11 protein-coding genes are annotated in these 14,268 nt (G+C 63.6%); 2 read left to right on the plus strand and 9 right to left on the minus strand.

Annotated features, from left to right (window positions below):
• Positions 1–36 precede the first annotated feature (36 nt).
• Positions 37–582 (minus strand): TetR/AcrR family transcriptional regulator, encoded by a 546-nt coding sequence (locus tag B015_RS0106360; protein ID WP_018426836.1) that lies wholly within the window; start codon positions 580–582, stop codon positions 37–39.
• A gap of 154 nt (positions 583–736) precedes the next feature.
• Here B015_RS0106360 and B015_RS0106365 point away from each other — a divergent pair, with 154 nt between their 5' ends.
• Together B015_RS0106365 and B015_RS0106370 are read left to right on the plus strand one after the other, a co-directional pair.
• Entirely contained in the window at positions 737–1,927 is a 1,191-nt protein-coding gene (locus B015_RS0106365) for an efflux RND transporter periplasmic adaptor subunit (RefSeq protein WP_018426837.1), read from the plus strand.
• On the plus strand, positions 1,924–5,007 hold the full coding sequence (locus B015_RS0106370) for an efflux RND transporter permease subunit (RefSeq protein WP_018426838.1): 3,084 nt from the start codon (positions 1,924–1,926) through the stop codon (positions 5,005–5,007). Before B015_RS0106365 ends, B015_RS0106370 begins: the two co-directional genes overlap by 4 nt.
• A 76-nt stretch (positions 5,008–5,083) precedes the next feature.
• On the opposite strand, the gene B015_RS0106375 is transcribed toward B015_RS0106370, so the two are convergent.
• The 8 genes from B015_RS0106375 to B015_RS0106415 form a co-directional block, all read right to left on the minus strand.
• The gene (locus B015_RS0106375; protein WP_018426839.1) at positions 5,084–5,782 is read right to left on the minus strand and encodes an ABC transporter permease; all 699 of its coding nucleotides are present in this window, start codon (positions 5,780–5,782) and stop codon (positions 5,084–5,086) included.
• A 4-nt stretch (positions 5,783–5,786) separates the two neighbouring features.
• Positions 5,787–6,494 carry an ABC transporter permease subunit gene (locus B015_RS0106380; protein WP_018426840.1) on the minus strand — a complete coding sequence of 236 codons (708 nt, stop codon included), beginning with the start codon at positions 6,492–6,494 and terminating at the stop codon, positions 5,787–5,789.
• Positions 6,495–6,596: 102 nt separating this feature from the next.
• Positions 6,597–7,394 carry a transporter substrate-binding domain-containing protein gene (locus B015_RS0106385; RefSeq protein ID WP_018426841.1) on the minus strand — a complete coding sequence of 266 codons (798 nt, stop codon included), beginning with the start codon at positions 7,392–7,394 and terminating at the stop codon, positions 6,597–6,599.
• A 78-nt stretch (positions 7,395–7,472) separates the two neighbouring features.
• On the minus strand, positions 7,473–9,440 hold the full coding sequence (locus B015_RS34055) for a DUF2817 domain-containing protein (RefSeq protein WP_018426842.1): 1,968 nt from the start codon (positions 9,438–9,440) through the stop codon (positions 7,473–7,475).
• A complete protein-coding gene (locus tag B015_RS30540; RefSeq protein WP_018426843.1) occupies positions 9,433–10,905 on the minus strand; it encodes an FAD-binding oxidoreductase in 1,473 nt (490 codons plus the stop codon). The genes B015_RS34055 and B015_RS30540 overlap by 8 nt, the downstream gene beginning before the upstream one ends.
• Positions 10,902–12,029, minus strand: a complete 1,128-nt coding sequence (hisC, locus tag B015_RS0106405; protein ID WP_018426844.1) for a histidinol-phosphate transaminase — start codon at positions 12,027–12,029, stop codon at positions 10,902–10,904. The genes B015_RS30540 and hisC overlap by 4 nt, the downstream gene beginning before the upstream one ends.
• A gap of 60 nt (positions 12,030–12,089) precedes the next feature.
• A complete protein-coding gene (locus B015_RS0106410) occupies positions 12,090–13,205 on the minus strand; it encodes a 2Fe-2S iron-sulfur cluster-binding protein (RefSeq protein ID WP_018426845.1) in 1,116 nt (371 codons plus the stop codon).
• Positions 13,202–14,242 carry an aromatic ring-hydroxylating dioxygenase subunit alpha gene (locus B015_RS0106415; protein ID WP_026226962.1) on the minus strand — a complete coding sequence of 347 codons (1,041 nt, stop codon included), beginning with the start codon at positions 14,240–14,242 and terminating at the stop codon, positions 13,202–13,204. The genes B015_RS0106410 and B015_RS0106415 overlap by 4 nt, the downstream gene beginning before the upstream one ends.
• Positions 14,243–14,268: the final 26 nt, after the last annotated feature.

Here is a 14,268-nt window from a genome sequence, read left to right on the forward strand (position 1 = left end):
ATTGCATTAGAAAGGGCTTTTTCAACTCGCTCTGATTTATCCCCTGCCTGCCTCGTCGAGCAGGTATGAAATCGCCATGTCGCGTTCGTCCTCATGGAGAATGTCCATGTCGAACAGGTTCATGCTGCGCAGGCCTTCGATGACGAGGAACGCCACGAGCAGCTTGGCCGTATCGGGGTTTTCCGCCTTCAGCCGGTCGAGCAGGTTGCGCTTGAAGTCCCTGACCGGATTGAGGAAGTCAGGGTCTTCGGACAGTGCCGCCAGCACCCCGGCGGCCGAGGGCTGATGGTGCTGGCATTCTTCAGCGGAGAGTTCGATATAAGCGGCAAGGCTGTTGGGGGAGGCCGCACCTTGGTCTGCCGACTTGGCGGCAAGGGCCTGTTCGAAGCTCTTGAGATATTCCTCGACCAGAGCCTGCATCAGCTTCGCCTTGGAGGGGAAGTTGTAGAGGAGGCCGCCCTTCGACACGCCGGCGCGCTGGGCGACAGCGTCGAGCGAGATGTTGCCCGGGCCGACGATATCGGCCAGCTCGGCTGCGGCGGCGAGGATCTTCTCGCGTGAACTCGGTCTGTGACCAGACATGACGGTACCTCCAATGCCGTTCACTTTATCGTGGATTGACAATACCGTCCAGACGGTACAGTAAGCGCGCTGCCCTTGGGTTTTTCCCAAAATGGGTTCATTGTGCACCGCAACCCGTCCGGGTGTGTGCGGTTCCAAACGACTGGGGTCTCCTTTGATCAAGCGCTTCATCATCGCTATCGTGCTGCTCGTCCTCGTTTGCGGCGGTATCGTCGGCTTCAACATCATGCGTGACAACGGCATCAAGCAGTACTTCGCCAATATGCCCGTTGCGTCGGTTACGGTTGCGACCACGAAAGTCGAGCCGGGTCCATGGACACCGGGCATCGAAACGATCGGTACTGTCGGCGCCTCGCAGGGCGTGGACCTGACGGTCGAGGCGACTGGCATCGTCAAGGAGATCAAGTTCGCCGCCAATCAGCGCGTCAACAAGGGTGACGTGCTGATCCAGTTGGACGATGCCGTTCAGCAGGCGGATCTGGCGGCGGCCAAGACCCAGGCCGATCTCGACCAGCAGGCGCTCGACAGGGCAACCGAATTGCGCCGCCGTGGCGTTGGTTCCGACGTGACGCTGGATGCGGCGCGGGCAACGGCCTCTACCTCGGCTTCCCAGGTCCAGAAGCTCCAGGCCGTGCTCGACCAGAAGCAGTTGCGTGCGCCGTTCTCCGGCACCATCGGTATCCCGAAAGTCGATATCGGACAGTATGTCGCTCCCGGCAACGTCATTGCTACGCTGCAGGATCTCGAGACGATGCGCGCGGATTTCGCCGTTCCGGAGCAGCAGCTCGCTCAGCTGAAGATCGGACAGCCGGTCAATTTCGGCGTCTCGTCCGACAGCATGCCGTTCAACGGTTCGGTCATTGGTATCGACCCCAAGGTCGACCCGCAGAGCCGCCTTGTTTCGGTCCGCGCCGAGATCACCAACCCTGAGGGCAAGCTGAGCCCGGGTCAGTTCGTCCGCGTCCGTGTCGAGCTGCCCAAGGAAGATAATGTCGTCGCGGTTCCGCTGACGGCGCTGACCTCGAGCCTCTATGGCGACTTCGTCTATGTCGTGCGCCCCGCTGAGAAGCCCGAAGCGCAGGCGTCGGCAGCGCCGGCAGCGCCGGCTGCTCCGGCCGCGGCAGCAGACGCCAAGCCGGAAGCCGAGCAGGCGCTGGCCGTCAAGCAGATCTTCGTCAAGGTTGGCCGCCGCTCGCAGGGCCGCGTCGAAATCCTCGAAGGCGTCTCGGGCGGCGATGAACTGGTGGTCGCAGGCCAGAACAGGCTTTCGAACGGCACCCCGGTCAAGATCGACAACACGGTTTCGCCCGTACCCTCGACCGATGCGAAGGCGGCCACGAAATGAGTTTCTCTGACATCTTCATCCGGCGCCCCGTCCTCTCGACGGTCCTCGCCTTCATGATCCTGCTCCTGGGTTTCCAGGGCATTTTCAATCTGTCAGTCCGGCAATATCCCGAGGTCGAGGAGACGGTGATCACCATCACCACCGTCTATCCCGGCGCCAGCGCCGACCTTATCCAGGGCTTCATCACCGCACCGATCTCAGCCGCTGTGTCGACGACCGAAAACGTCGACTACGTGACGTCTCAGAGCCGTCCGTCGACCAGCATCGTGACCGTGCAGATGAAGCTCGGCTCCAATCCCGACACCGCGCTGACCGAGGTCATGTCCAAGGTCCAGCAGGTGCGCGGCCAGTTGCCGAGCGACGCCAAGGATCCGACGATCGTCAAGGGCACGGGCATGCAGTTCGCCATCATGTACCTGGCGATGCAGAACCCGAACATGAGCGCCGAGGAGCTGACCGAATACATCCAGCGTGTCATCCGTCCGCGCATGTCGACCATCGAGGGCGTTGCCGAAGTCCAGGTTCTGGGCGCGGCCAACTATTCGATGCGTGTCTGGATCGATCCGGTGAAGCTCGCGGCACGCGGCCTGACCGCAGCCGAAGTGCTGCAAGCCATCAACGCCTCGAACTTCCTGTCGGCCCCCGGCAAGACCAAGAACGAGTATGTCACATACTCGATCACCATGAAGTCGACGCTGCAGACGCCTGAAGCGTTTGCCGAACTGCCGCTCAAATCCGAGAACGGCAATGTCGTGCGTCTGCGTGACGTCGCCAATGTCGAACTCGGCGCCGAAAGCACCGATACGGTCGTCAACTTCAACGGCGAGCCGGGCACCTTCATCGGCATCTTCCCAACACCGTCGGCGAACCCGCTTAACACTGCTGCTGCGGTCATCAAGGAACTGCCCGGCATCAGCGCGAGCCTGCCCGAAGGCATGACCATTACCATGGTCTACGATTCGACCGAGACGATCAGCGCCTCCATCGACGAGGTCTTCAAGACCATCGCCGAAGCCGTCGCCATCGTCATCGTCGTCATCCTGCTCTTCCTCGGCTCGTTCCGTTCGGTGCTGATGCCTGTGGTGACCATCCCGCTGTCCTTGATCGGTGTCTGTTTCATCCTTCTGATGATGGGCTATTCGATCAATCTGCTGTCGCTGCTGGCCATGGTGCTGGCGATCGGCCTCGTCGTCGACGACGCCATCGTGGTGGTGGAGAACATCCACCGTCACATGGAAGAGGGCATGACGCCGATGCAGGCGGCCTTCAAGGGCATGCGCGAAATCTTCGGTCCGGTGGTGGCGATGACCATCACGCTGGCCGCGGTTTTTGCGCCGCTTGCCTTCACCGGCGGCCTGACCGGTTCGCTGTTCCGCGAATTTGCGGTCACGCTTGCTGGTGCGGTCGTGCTGTCGGGTATCATCGCTGTGACCATCACGCCGATGATGTCGGCGCGCATCCTGAAGTCTGGCAGCCACAGCCGCTTCGCCGCCTTGGTCGACCGCACCTTCGAGCGTGTCGCCAATCGCTACGAGCGGCTGGTGGCCGGTTCACTGAACTATCGGCCGGTCACGCTTCTCGTCGTCATCGCGCTGGTTTCTGTCACCGCTTTCATGTTCTTCAAGACGTCGACCGAACTGGCGCCTGAAGAGGATTCAGGCGCGCTGTTCTCGCTGGTCACAGCTCCACGTTATGCCACGAGCGAATACACCAGCCTCTACACCGACCAGATCCGTGACCTGACCAAGGACCTGCCAGAACTCAAGACGAATTTCTCGATCGTCGGCATGGGCGGGGAAACCAATTCGGGCTTCTCTGTCTGGGCGCTGAAGGACTGGGCCGACCGCGACCGTTCGCAAAAGCAGATCCAGCAGGACATCCAGGGCCGGCTCTCGAAGGTCAGCGGTGTCGAGGCTCTGGTTTTTGCGCCGCCGTCGCTGCCCGGCGCGGGTGGCGGCCTGCCGATCTCGCTGGTCGTCCAGTCGACGGGTGATCCGAGCCAGGTCTATGAGGTGGCTGAGCAGATCAAGACGAAGGCGCAGGCCTCCGGCCGTTTCATCGTGGTGCAGAACTCGCTGTCCTTCAACGCGCCGCAGGTGACCGTCACCATCGACCGCGACAGGGCGGCAGCGCTCGACCTGTCGGTGCGCGATATCGGCACGACGCTCAGCCTGCTTGTCGGCGGCGGCTCGATTGCGGAATTCGACCGCGATTCGAACAGCTACGACATCATCATGCAGGTACCCGAGCAATATCGCGAGAACCCCGAGAAGCTGGGCGAGTTCTTCGTCCGCAGCGTCAACGGCAAGATGGTGCCGCTGTCGGCGGTGGTGTCGATCAGCACCAACGCCTCGCCGGCATCGATCGACCAGTTCAACCAGCTGAACTCGGCGACTATTGCGGCACTGCCGGTTCCCGGCGTGACGACGGGCGATGGCCTGAAGACGATCGAAGACATCGCCCGGCCGCTTCTGCCGGCTGGCTTCTTCATCGACTATTCCGGCCAGTCGCGTCTCGAAAGCGAGCAGGGCAACACCATCCTGATTGCCTTCGCGCTCGCCATCGTCGTCATCTACCTGGTTCTGGCGGCGCAGTTCGAGAGCTTCCGCGATCCGCTCATCATCATGATGTCGGTGCCGCTGTCGATCTTCGGCGCCATCGTGCCGTTGAACCTCGGGCTTGGCACGCTGAACATCTACACCCAGGTGGGTCTCATCACACTGATAGGATTGATCACCAAGCACGGCATCCTGCTGGTCGAATTCGCCAACCAGCAACGTGAAGAGCATGGAATGACCGCGCGCGAAGCGATCATCGCCTCGGCCAAGGTCCGCCTGCGCCCGATCCTGATGACCACGGCCGCCATGGCGCTCGGTGTCGTGCCGCTGATCCTGGCGTCGGGCGCGGGCGCTGCCGCCCGCTATTCGATGGGCCTGGTGATCTTCTTCGGCGTGATCGTCGGCACGATCTTCACGCTGTTCGTGGTGCCCATGTTCTACACCTACATCTCCCGCAAGGAGCTGAAGGCCCATGTCGAGTTGCCAGATGCCAAACAGATGGCAGAAGCTGCCCACCACTGAAGGCGACGATGTGAAACCAAAAAGCCCCGGAGCGATCCGGGGCTTTTTTGTATCCGCAGGTGGCCGCTCCAACGCCCTAGGCCGGTTGTCGCGAGCGTTGATGGCGCGTCAGGTAGCGCTCTAGGGTTCGGATGAGAGTGATCAGCATCAGGTTGATCACCAGATAAAGCGCTCCTGCGACGGCGAACACCTCGAACACTGCATAGGTCTGGCTCATCAGCCGCTTGGCGTAGCCGGTGACCTCAAGCACGGTGATGGTCGAGGCGAGGCTGGTGCCCTTGACCGTCAGGATCAGTTCGTTGCCATAGGCCGGCAGGGCCTGGCGTATGGCGAGCGGAAACTCGATGCGGCGGAAGCGCAGCACGCGCGACATGCCGCAGGCTTGTGCCGCCTCGACCAGTCCCGATGGAACCGACATCAGCCCGCCGCGCAGGATCTCGGAAGTGTAGGCGGCTGTGTTCAGCGCCAGCGCCAGCACCGCGCAGCGGGCGCCGTCGCTGACCACCCACCACAGCACGGCATTGTCCTTGACGACGGAAAGCTGGCCGAGCCCGTAATAGAACAGGAATATCTGGACCAGCAGCGGCGTGCCGCGGAACACGGTGCTGTAGCCCTTGGCGAAACCGGCGATGAAGCGGTTCGACGACAGCCGCATGATCGCAAGCCCGAGGCCGAGATTGAAGCCTATCAGCACCGACAGGAAGGTGAGCATCAAGGTGACCCGCAGCCCCTTGAGCAGGACCGGCACCGCTTGCTGGAGAAGTTCGAGATCCATCGGGCTATTTCCTTGCGCGCAGCCGGAACCGGCTTTCGGCCAGGTCGACGCCGGCCTGACTGACCAGGGTGATGACGAGATAGACCACCGCGGCGATGAGGTAGAAGATGAAGGGGTGGCGCGTCGTGTTGGAACCGATAAAGGCAACACGCATCAGTTCCTGCAGTCCGACGACCGAAACCAGCGCCGTGTCCTTGATGGTGACCTGCCAGACATTGTTCATGCCGGGTATGGCGATGCGCAGCATTTGCGGCAGGATGATACGGCGGAATATGCGCAGCCCCGGGATGCCGAGCGCCCGCGCGGCCTCGATGTGGCCCTGCGGGATGGCTGCCAGCGCGCCGCGAACGACCTCAGTCGAATAGGCGCCCGAGATCGCGCCGATGGCGATGACGGCGATAACGAAGGCATACCCGCTGTCTGCCATGCCGGCATAACCGAAGGCGGTCGCAACGCGAGTGACGAACTCGACGGAGCTGAAGAACAGCAGATAGATGATGAGCAGTTCAGGAACGCCGCGCACCAGCGCGGTATAGGCATCGACGACATAGGTCAGCGGCCGGATACGACCCCATTTGATCAGGCCGCAGACGACACCGACGACGAAGCCGCCCACCATGGCGGAAAGCGCTACGGCTATGGTGATCGTCGCGCCACGCAGGATCGCGCCGAACCAGCCGTCTGTCCACACCTGCCAAAGACTGAATTCCATCGAAACCGCCTGAGCTGTCACTGGTGGTTTTCCGCAAGGCCGAGCCGTGCGGCTCGAGCGGCCACCCGCGCCATCAGGCGCGGATAGCCGTCCCGACATTCGTTACTGGCACGGACGGGAAATATCCGTCTGGAACCACTTCTGGCTCGCCTTGCCGATCGAGCCGTCGGCGACCAGCGCGCACAGCGCCTTGTCGATATCGGCCTTGAGCGCGGTGTTTTCCTGCGCGATGCCGACGCCGATGCCTTCGCCGAGCGAAGGATCGAAGGTGCTCTGGATTTTCACGTCGACGAACTGGAAGTTCTTGCCGTCGGGCTTGGCAAGGAAGTCCTGCAGCGCCGAGGCATCGGCAAAGGCCGTGTCGACGCGTCCCGTCGCCAGGTCGATCTGCATCTGGTCGAGCGTGTCGTAGGTCTTGAGGTCTGCGCCGGGCACACGCTTCTCGAGGAAATGCGCATGCGTGGTGCCGGCCTGGACGCCCACCTTTTTGCCGTCGAGCGACTTCAGCAGCGTGTCGATGTCCTTGATGCCGGCAAGGTCGGAATCCTTGGGCGCGACGAACATGTTGGCGAGCTCGGCATAGCCAACGGAGAAGTTGATCTCCTTCTTGCGGTCGGCGGTAATCGACATGCCGGAGATGATGATGTCGAAGCGCTTGGCCTTCAGTGCCGGGATCAGGCCGTCGAAAGCCTGCACGACGAAGTGGCACTTCTTCTCCAGCTTGGCGCAGAGCAGCGCGCCGACATCGGCGTCGAAGCCGGTGACGTTGCCGGCGGCATCCGCCATGCTCCAGGGCGGATAGGCGCCTTCGGTGCCGATGGACAGCTCACCTTCGCTGGCAAACGAGCTGCTCATTCCCGCGGCAAGGCAGGCGAGCAGCGACAGGACTTTCAGTTTCATTTTTCAGTTCCCCATTGTTGAACGTTTTTGGTTTTGCATCGGGCTTGGCGCCCGGTTGCTCCGTGGTTGCGCCAGCGGTCAGAGCGTCCTCGCCAGGAATTGGCGCAGGCGTTCCGAGCGCGGATTGGCGAACAGCTCCGCCGGCGCTCCCTCTTCCTCGACCTTGCCGCGGTGGAGAAAGAGGATTTTGTGCGACACCTCGCGCGCGAACTGCATCTCGTGCGTCACGAGGATCATGGTGTTGCCTTCCTCGGCGAGCTGGCGAATGACGCGCAGCACCTCGCCGACGAGTTCTGGGTCGAGCGCCGAGGTCGGCTCATCGAGCAGGATCACCTTGGGTCGCATCGCGAGCGTGCGGGCAATTGCTGCGCGCTGCTGCTGGCCGCCGGAGAGCTGGCCAGGATATTGGTCGTGCTTTTCGGACAGGCCGACCTTCTTGAGCAGCGCGTGGGCGCGGTCGACCGCCTCGTCGCGACGCTCGTTCAGCACATGCACCGGCGCCTCAATGATGTTTTCGAGCACCGTCAGGTGAGGCCACAAGTTGAAGTTCTGGAACACCATGCCGACGCGGGCGCGGATGCGTTCGACCTGGCGCATGTCGGCTGGATGGGTGCGCCCGTCGGACGTCTTCTTCATCCGAATCTCTTCGCCGTCGACGATGATGCGCCCGCCATTGGGTTGCTCGAGCAGGTTGATGCAGCGCAGGAAGGTGCTCTTGCCCGACCCGGACGAGCCGATCATCGACACCACTTCGCCAGCACTTGCCTGCAGGCTGACGCCGCTCAGCACTTCGAGCTGGCCGAAGCTCTTGTGCAGCTCGACCACCTCGACCGCGGGCGTCTGGCGCAGCATGGCTGCCACTGGATGCGGCTGCACGATGGTCGTGGCCGTAACTTTCGGACCTGGCCCGGGCTTGCCGCCGGACGAGGCATCCACTGCCCGCAGGTCGGCAAAGGCGCGGTCGAAATAGCGCAGGCTGCTGGCGAGGCAATTCCATTGCCAGTCCGGGTCTTCCGGAATGAAGGCGGAGCGCAATGTCGCCTTGATGCGCTGGCCGAGCGGCGAGTCGATCTTGCCGTGGAGATGCAGCCAGTTGTCGGCCTGGACGGCGTCCATGACGGCGGGACCGTCGAGCGTGCCGCATTCGATCACCAGCGGCAGTACCCGCGCATGCGGCATGGCCTTGCGCATGGCGGCCGAGACATAGCCTGTGGCGGTAGCCGCAATGCCGGTATCGGTGGTGGCATCCTGGCCGGTCAACACGACGGACAAGGCGGGACCAAACACCTGCTTGCCCCAGGCGAGCCCGTCATGTTCGATTTCCGCAACCGACAGCAGGGCCGGATAGCCATAGGGACCAGCACCGGTGTGCAGGTCGAAGACCACGACCTGGTGCGCTTCGGCAGCGAAGGTGTCGAGGATGTCTTTGAGCGTGCGGTTCGACCAGACCGGGCCGTCGCCGCCATAGAACAGCCCGTCCGGGAACTGGTACTGGCCGGCCTCGACGATGGGGGCGAGCCCGGCATGGCCACCGAGCTGCTGCTTTGCCGCGGCAAGCGCTGCATCGGCCTTGTCGCGGTCCGCCCCCTCCCATTCGTGGCAGGCGAACGCCTCATGCAATTCGGCGTATTTCTCGTTCTTTGGAGCAGATGCCTGCCAGTCGATGAAGTTGCGATTGAGGTCGACATTGTCCTCGTTGACCCGGCGCGACCAGGCCGTGCCCCATGGGTTGATAAGGTGGATGGCCAGGATCGCCGTGTCCTCGGGCAGTCGCCACGGCGCGTTTTCCTCCAGCCATGCCGCCTGACAGGCCGAGCCGAACTGCCCCTCGACGCCATGGGTGCCCGAGATCATCACCATCAGCTTGGAGGCGTTGCGGCGGCCGATCAGGGCTACGTCGGTGGCAAGCACTTCGCCGGCCGGGCCATGCAGCGGATGCACATATTCAGTGAGTTCGGCACCGGCGCGCTGGGCGGCATTGCGGAACCGCTGGCGTAGCTCGGTGAAATCGACCGAGTAGGATCGCTGCGAGGGCACGTCACGCATGGGCTTGGCCTCCGTGCTCGTTGGCAGGTAGTGAAGCAAGTGGCAGCACCTTTCCCGGGTTCATCAGCACGTGGCTGTCGAGCGTGTCCTTGACGCGCATCATCAGGTTCAGCTTGGTGGGGTCGGCTGTGGCGGCGAGCGCATGGATGCGCTTGGACCCGACACCATGCTCGGCGGAGAACGACCCGCCAATCTCGGTGAGACCGGTGTAAAGCACCTGTTCGACGGCAGCCGACATCGCCTCGGGCAGGGGGCCGGCGCGATTGAGTACGATGTGCAGGTTGCCGTCGGCCAGATGCCCGAAGAGGTAAGGATTGAGACCGGCTTCGACTGCTGCGAGGCCGGAGGCGATCCTTGCGACATAACGGTCGATTTCGGACAGGGGCACCGACACGTCGTAGGAAGGGGCGGTCTTGTGCGTGCGATAAAGCACGTCGGTGTCCTCGCGCAGCCGCCACAACGCTTCTTCCTGGCGTTGCGAGCTGGCGACGATGCCGGTGGCTTCGTCGAAGCGCTCCATGATCTCGGCGAAGAGCCGCTCGAACTCTTCGCGCAACTCGCCCTCCCGTGCTCCGCCCAGCGACATCAGCAAATAGACGGGCAGGTCGAGATCGAAACCCGGCTCCGACCAGTCTTGGGCGGATGCGGTCAGCTGGATGTAGGGCTGCCACAGTGCCTCGGCGGCGCGCAACTGGCCTGCCTCACCGTCGAGCGCCAGGCGGATGAGGTCAAGTGCTGCAGTGACCGAGGGCAGGCCGAAAAGGGCCGTGGCCGTCGCCAGCGGCACAGGCTCGAGCTTCATCACCACCCTGGTGACGATGCCCAGCGTCCCCTCCGCCCCGATGAACAGGTGCTTGAGGTCGTAGCCGGCGGAGTTCTTCACCACGCGCGTCAGGTCCGAATAGATCGTGCCGTCGGCCAATACCGCTTCAAGGCCGAGTACCCTGTGGCGCATGACGCCGTTGCGGAAGGCCATGACGCCGCCGGCATTGGTCGACACCATGCCGCCGATGGTGGCGCTGCCGCGCGCGGCAAGGTCGATGCCGGGTTCGAGCCTATGCTCCAGGGCCGCAGCCTGCAAGGTTTCGAGGGTGACACCGGCTTGCACGACGGCCGTGCGTTCGACCGGGTCGAGCCGTTCAATACGGTTCATCCTGTCGAGCGACAGCACCACTTCGCCGGGCTGCGAGACGCTTCCGCCGACGAGGCCGGTGCGGCCACCCTGGGGCACAAGCGGCACGCCGTGACTGCGGCACAGGCGGACGATGGCCGACACCTCTTCGGTAGAGGCAGGTGATGCGACGATGCCGGCGGCGAGATTGTCGGGATGGGTGCCGGGGTCGATTGCGGCCGCCACGCCTGTGCGCACATGCTGCGCGCCGATGGCGCTGCGCATTGCAAGGACAAGCGCCGCAGGCACCGCCGTCTGTTCCCGTCTTTCCGCTCTGGCCGTGGCGCTGGTCATCGGCGCGCAGCCTTTTCCAGCGCCCGGAGCAAGCGGTCGTTGTCTTCCGCTGTGCCGATCGTCACGCGCAGGTATCGCTCGTAACCCCTTTCCCGCCATGCCTTGACGATGATCCCTTCCTGGAGAAGGGCAGCCGCGAGCGTGGCGCTGTCGCCGCGGCAGTCGAAGAACAGGAAGTTTGTCTGGGAGGACGCGACCTTGAATCCAAGGGCATCGAGGCTTGCCGCAACACGCTCGCGCTCGCCGCGCAGCCGCGCCACCGAAGCCTGCATCCATGCCTCGTCGCCGAGCGCCGCGATCGCGGCTGCCTGTGCCGCGGCATTGACGTTGAACGGCGTCTTGGCGGCGGCAACCACGCGGGCGAGATCGGCATCGGAGCAGATGGCATAGCCGACGCGCAGGCCAGCAAGCCCATAGGCCTTGGAGAAGGTGCGCAGCACGATATGGGGAATGTTGCTCTGGCGCAGAACCTCCAGCCCATTCGGGCAGGACGCATCGGCAAACTCGAAGTAGGCCTCGTCGAGGACCAGCAGCGTTCCCGGCCTGACTGCCGCGATCAAGCGCTCCAGCGCCGGCCTGTCGAGCGCCGGCCCGACCGGGTTCCACGGTGACGACAGGAAGACCACGCGGGGGCCTTGAGAGATCACCTGTTCGAGGGCGGTAAGGTCGAAGCCCAGGTCTTCCGTCATTGCCACCTTGGCGACGGTCGCGCCCTGCGCCAGCGGTTCGATCTCATGTAGGCCGAAGCTCGGCACCACTGTGAGCACCGAGGCGCCTGCCACCAGTATGGCGCGCGAGATTGCGGCGATCATCTCCTCCGATCCGTTGCCGATGACGATCCTGTCTGCGTCGACGCCAAGCTTGAGGCCGAGTGTACCACGCAGGGTGGTGCAGGCCGGGTCGGCATAACGCCAAGGCTCCAGGTCGGGCGAGGCAAGTGCCGCCAATACGGCAGGCGAGCAGCCATCAGGGTTTTCGTTGCTGGCGAGACGGGCAATGTCGTTGCGGCCCGAAATCGAGCGGGCGATGGCGACGTTCATGCCGGCATTGTAGGGCGGCAGGGCGGCGACATCAGGATTGAATGCCAGTCCGTTGCTCGAAGCGGTCTTGACCGAGTTGTCCACGCCAATGTTTCCGTTCTCTGGGTTCTGCCTGGAGTTCGTACCTGTTGCGGCGCGCCGCCGTCATAAGTCCAAGACGACCGACCCTTTCGGCCGGGAGCAGCACAACAGCACCTCGCCTGAAGCGAGTTCGTCGAGCGGCTCCTCGAAATAGGCGACCTCGCCGGCGACGAGATGCGACTTGCAGGTGCCGCAAATGCCGGCCCGACAGCTGAATTCAGGCGCCAGCCCCTGGTCTTCGGCGAAGGCCAGCAGCGATTCCGCGTTGGCGTCCCACGCGACCGTCACGCCTGATCTGCGGAACTCGACAATGGTCGCACCTTCGGCAGCATCTGTCGGCAAGGCTTGCTTTAGCGGCGGCACCGGCTTCTCGGCTGCAGGCTCGAGAAGGGTCGCGGGGCCAAAGAACTCGTAGGCGATGCGCTGCTTTGGGACACCCAGCCCGCGCAACAAGCCGTGCACGGCCTGCATGAAGGGCGAGGGGCCGCACAGGTAGAAGTCGTAGTCGTCGAGTGGCAGCAGGCGTTGCAGCAGGTCGCGGGTGATGACGCCTTCGCTGTGGTGGCGGCCGCCGGCCTTGTCCGCATCTGTCGGGAAGCGGTAGCAGAAATGGGCGATCATGCCGGGACGGGAGGTTGCCAGCGCCTCGACCTCGTCGCGCAGGGCATGCACCTCGCCATTGTCGCAGGCGTGGATGAAGAAGGTCCGGCGGTCGGTTGTCGCCAGCGCGTGCAGCATCGAGACCAGCGGGGTCAGCCCGACGCCGCCGCTGAGCAGCACCACCGGGCGCTGGCTGGCGCTGTCGAGCACGAAGTCGCCGCGCGGCCCCTCGGCGACAAGCACGTCGCCGACCTCGATCTGGTCATGCAGGTAGCAGGAGCTTAGGCCGTTCGGCACGCCGGCGACCGGTGCTGCCTCTCGCTTGACCGTGATGCGATAGCCGTCCCTGCGCTCGGGCGAGCAGGAGACGCTGTAGTTCCGGAACACGAATTCCTTGCCCTCAGGTACCGGCATGCGGAAAACCAGAAACTGTCCGGGCTCGAATGCACGCCATCCCCCTGGCTCCACCGGCTCAAGGTGGAACGAGGTGATGACGGCGCTCTCGCGCACTTTGGCAATCACCTTGAGCTCGCGGAAACTGCTCCGGTGCGCACTGACGGGGGCGGCGAAAGCGTTCATTCGGCCGCCTGCAATTGCTGGTCCTCGGCGGCGATCAGCTTGGCCAGGTTGCGGCGGAAGCGCAGCGGGCCGACATCGATCTTGAGGTCGAGATTGGGGGTGCGCTTGTTGGCCATGCCCTTGTGCACTGCATTGAGGACGACTCGGTCCTCGTCGAAGGCGCCGCGTACCGACGTGGCGAACTGGCGTGAAATCTCGGCGTCGTCGGGCGCGAAATTGCGCATCTGGAACCAGTAATATTTGGTCTGGTTCTCATCGACCGGGGTCATGAAATTGTAGCTGTCCATGAGGAAGACGTCTTCATGGTAGGGCTTGCCCTCGCCACCTGTGCCGGCCGGCAGGAAGATCGCCTTGATGATGGCATTGCTCGGGTAGCGGACTTCGTAGTGCTGCTTGCGGTCGCAATTGCCCGGGAATTTCAGGTAAGGCGCGTAAAAGGGCGCTGGCTCGACATTGATCATCCAGCGCCAGACGGTGACGCCATCCTCGCCGACGGTGGTTTCAAGCGGCGCTTCCTCGGCCGCCGCATTGCCGAATGACGACTGGTGCACCCATGCGACATGCGAGGGATCGAGCAGGTTGTCGGTCATGTAAAGGTAGTTGCAGTCGAGCGTCATTGACTCGCCGCGGTTCACGCCCCAGGCCGGATCGCCCCAGTGATCGACTTCGAAGATCTTGGCCGGGTCGGCTTGGGTTGCATCGCCCATCCACACCCAGAGCAGGCCGTAGCGCTCTGATATCGGGTAGCTGCGCACCTGGGCGACATGCGGGATCTTCTCGGCACCGGGAACACGGGTGCAGGTGCCGGTGCAGTCGAAGGTCAGGCCGTGGTAGCCGCATTCGACATTGTCGCCTTTGATGCGGCCCATCGACAGCGGCAGCTTGCGGTGCGGGCAGGCGTCTTCGAGGGCAGCGACCACGCCGTCGGTCTTGCGGTACAGGACGATGTCCTCGCCCAGAACTTTTGTCGGCTTCAGCTCGCCATGGCCGACCTCATGGTCCCACGCTGCCACGTACCAGCAATTCCTGAGAAACATGGCCGCTTCCTCCGTCGAGACCTCGT

Source organism: Hoeflea sp. 108, from assembly GCF_000372965.1.
GTDB lineage: Bacteria > Pseudomonadota > Alphaproteobacteria > Rhizobiales > Rhizobiaceae > Aminobacter.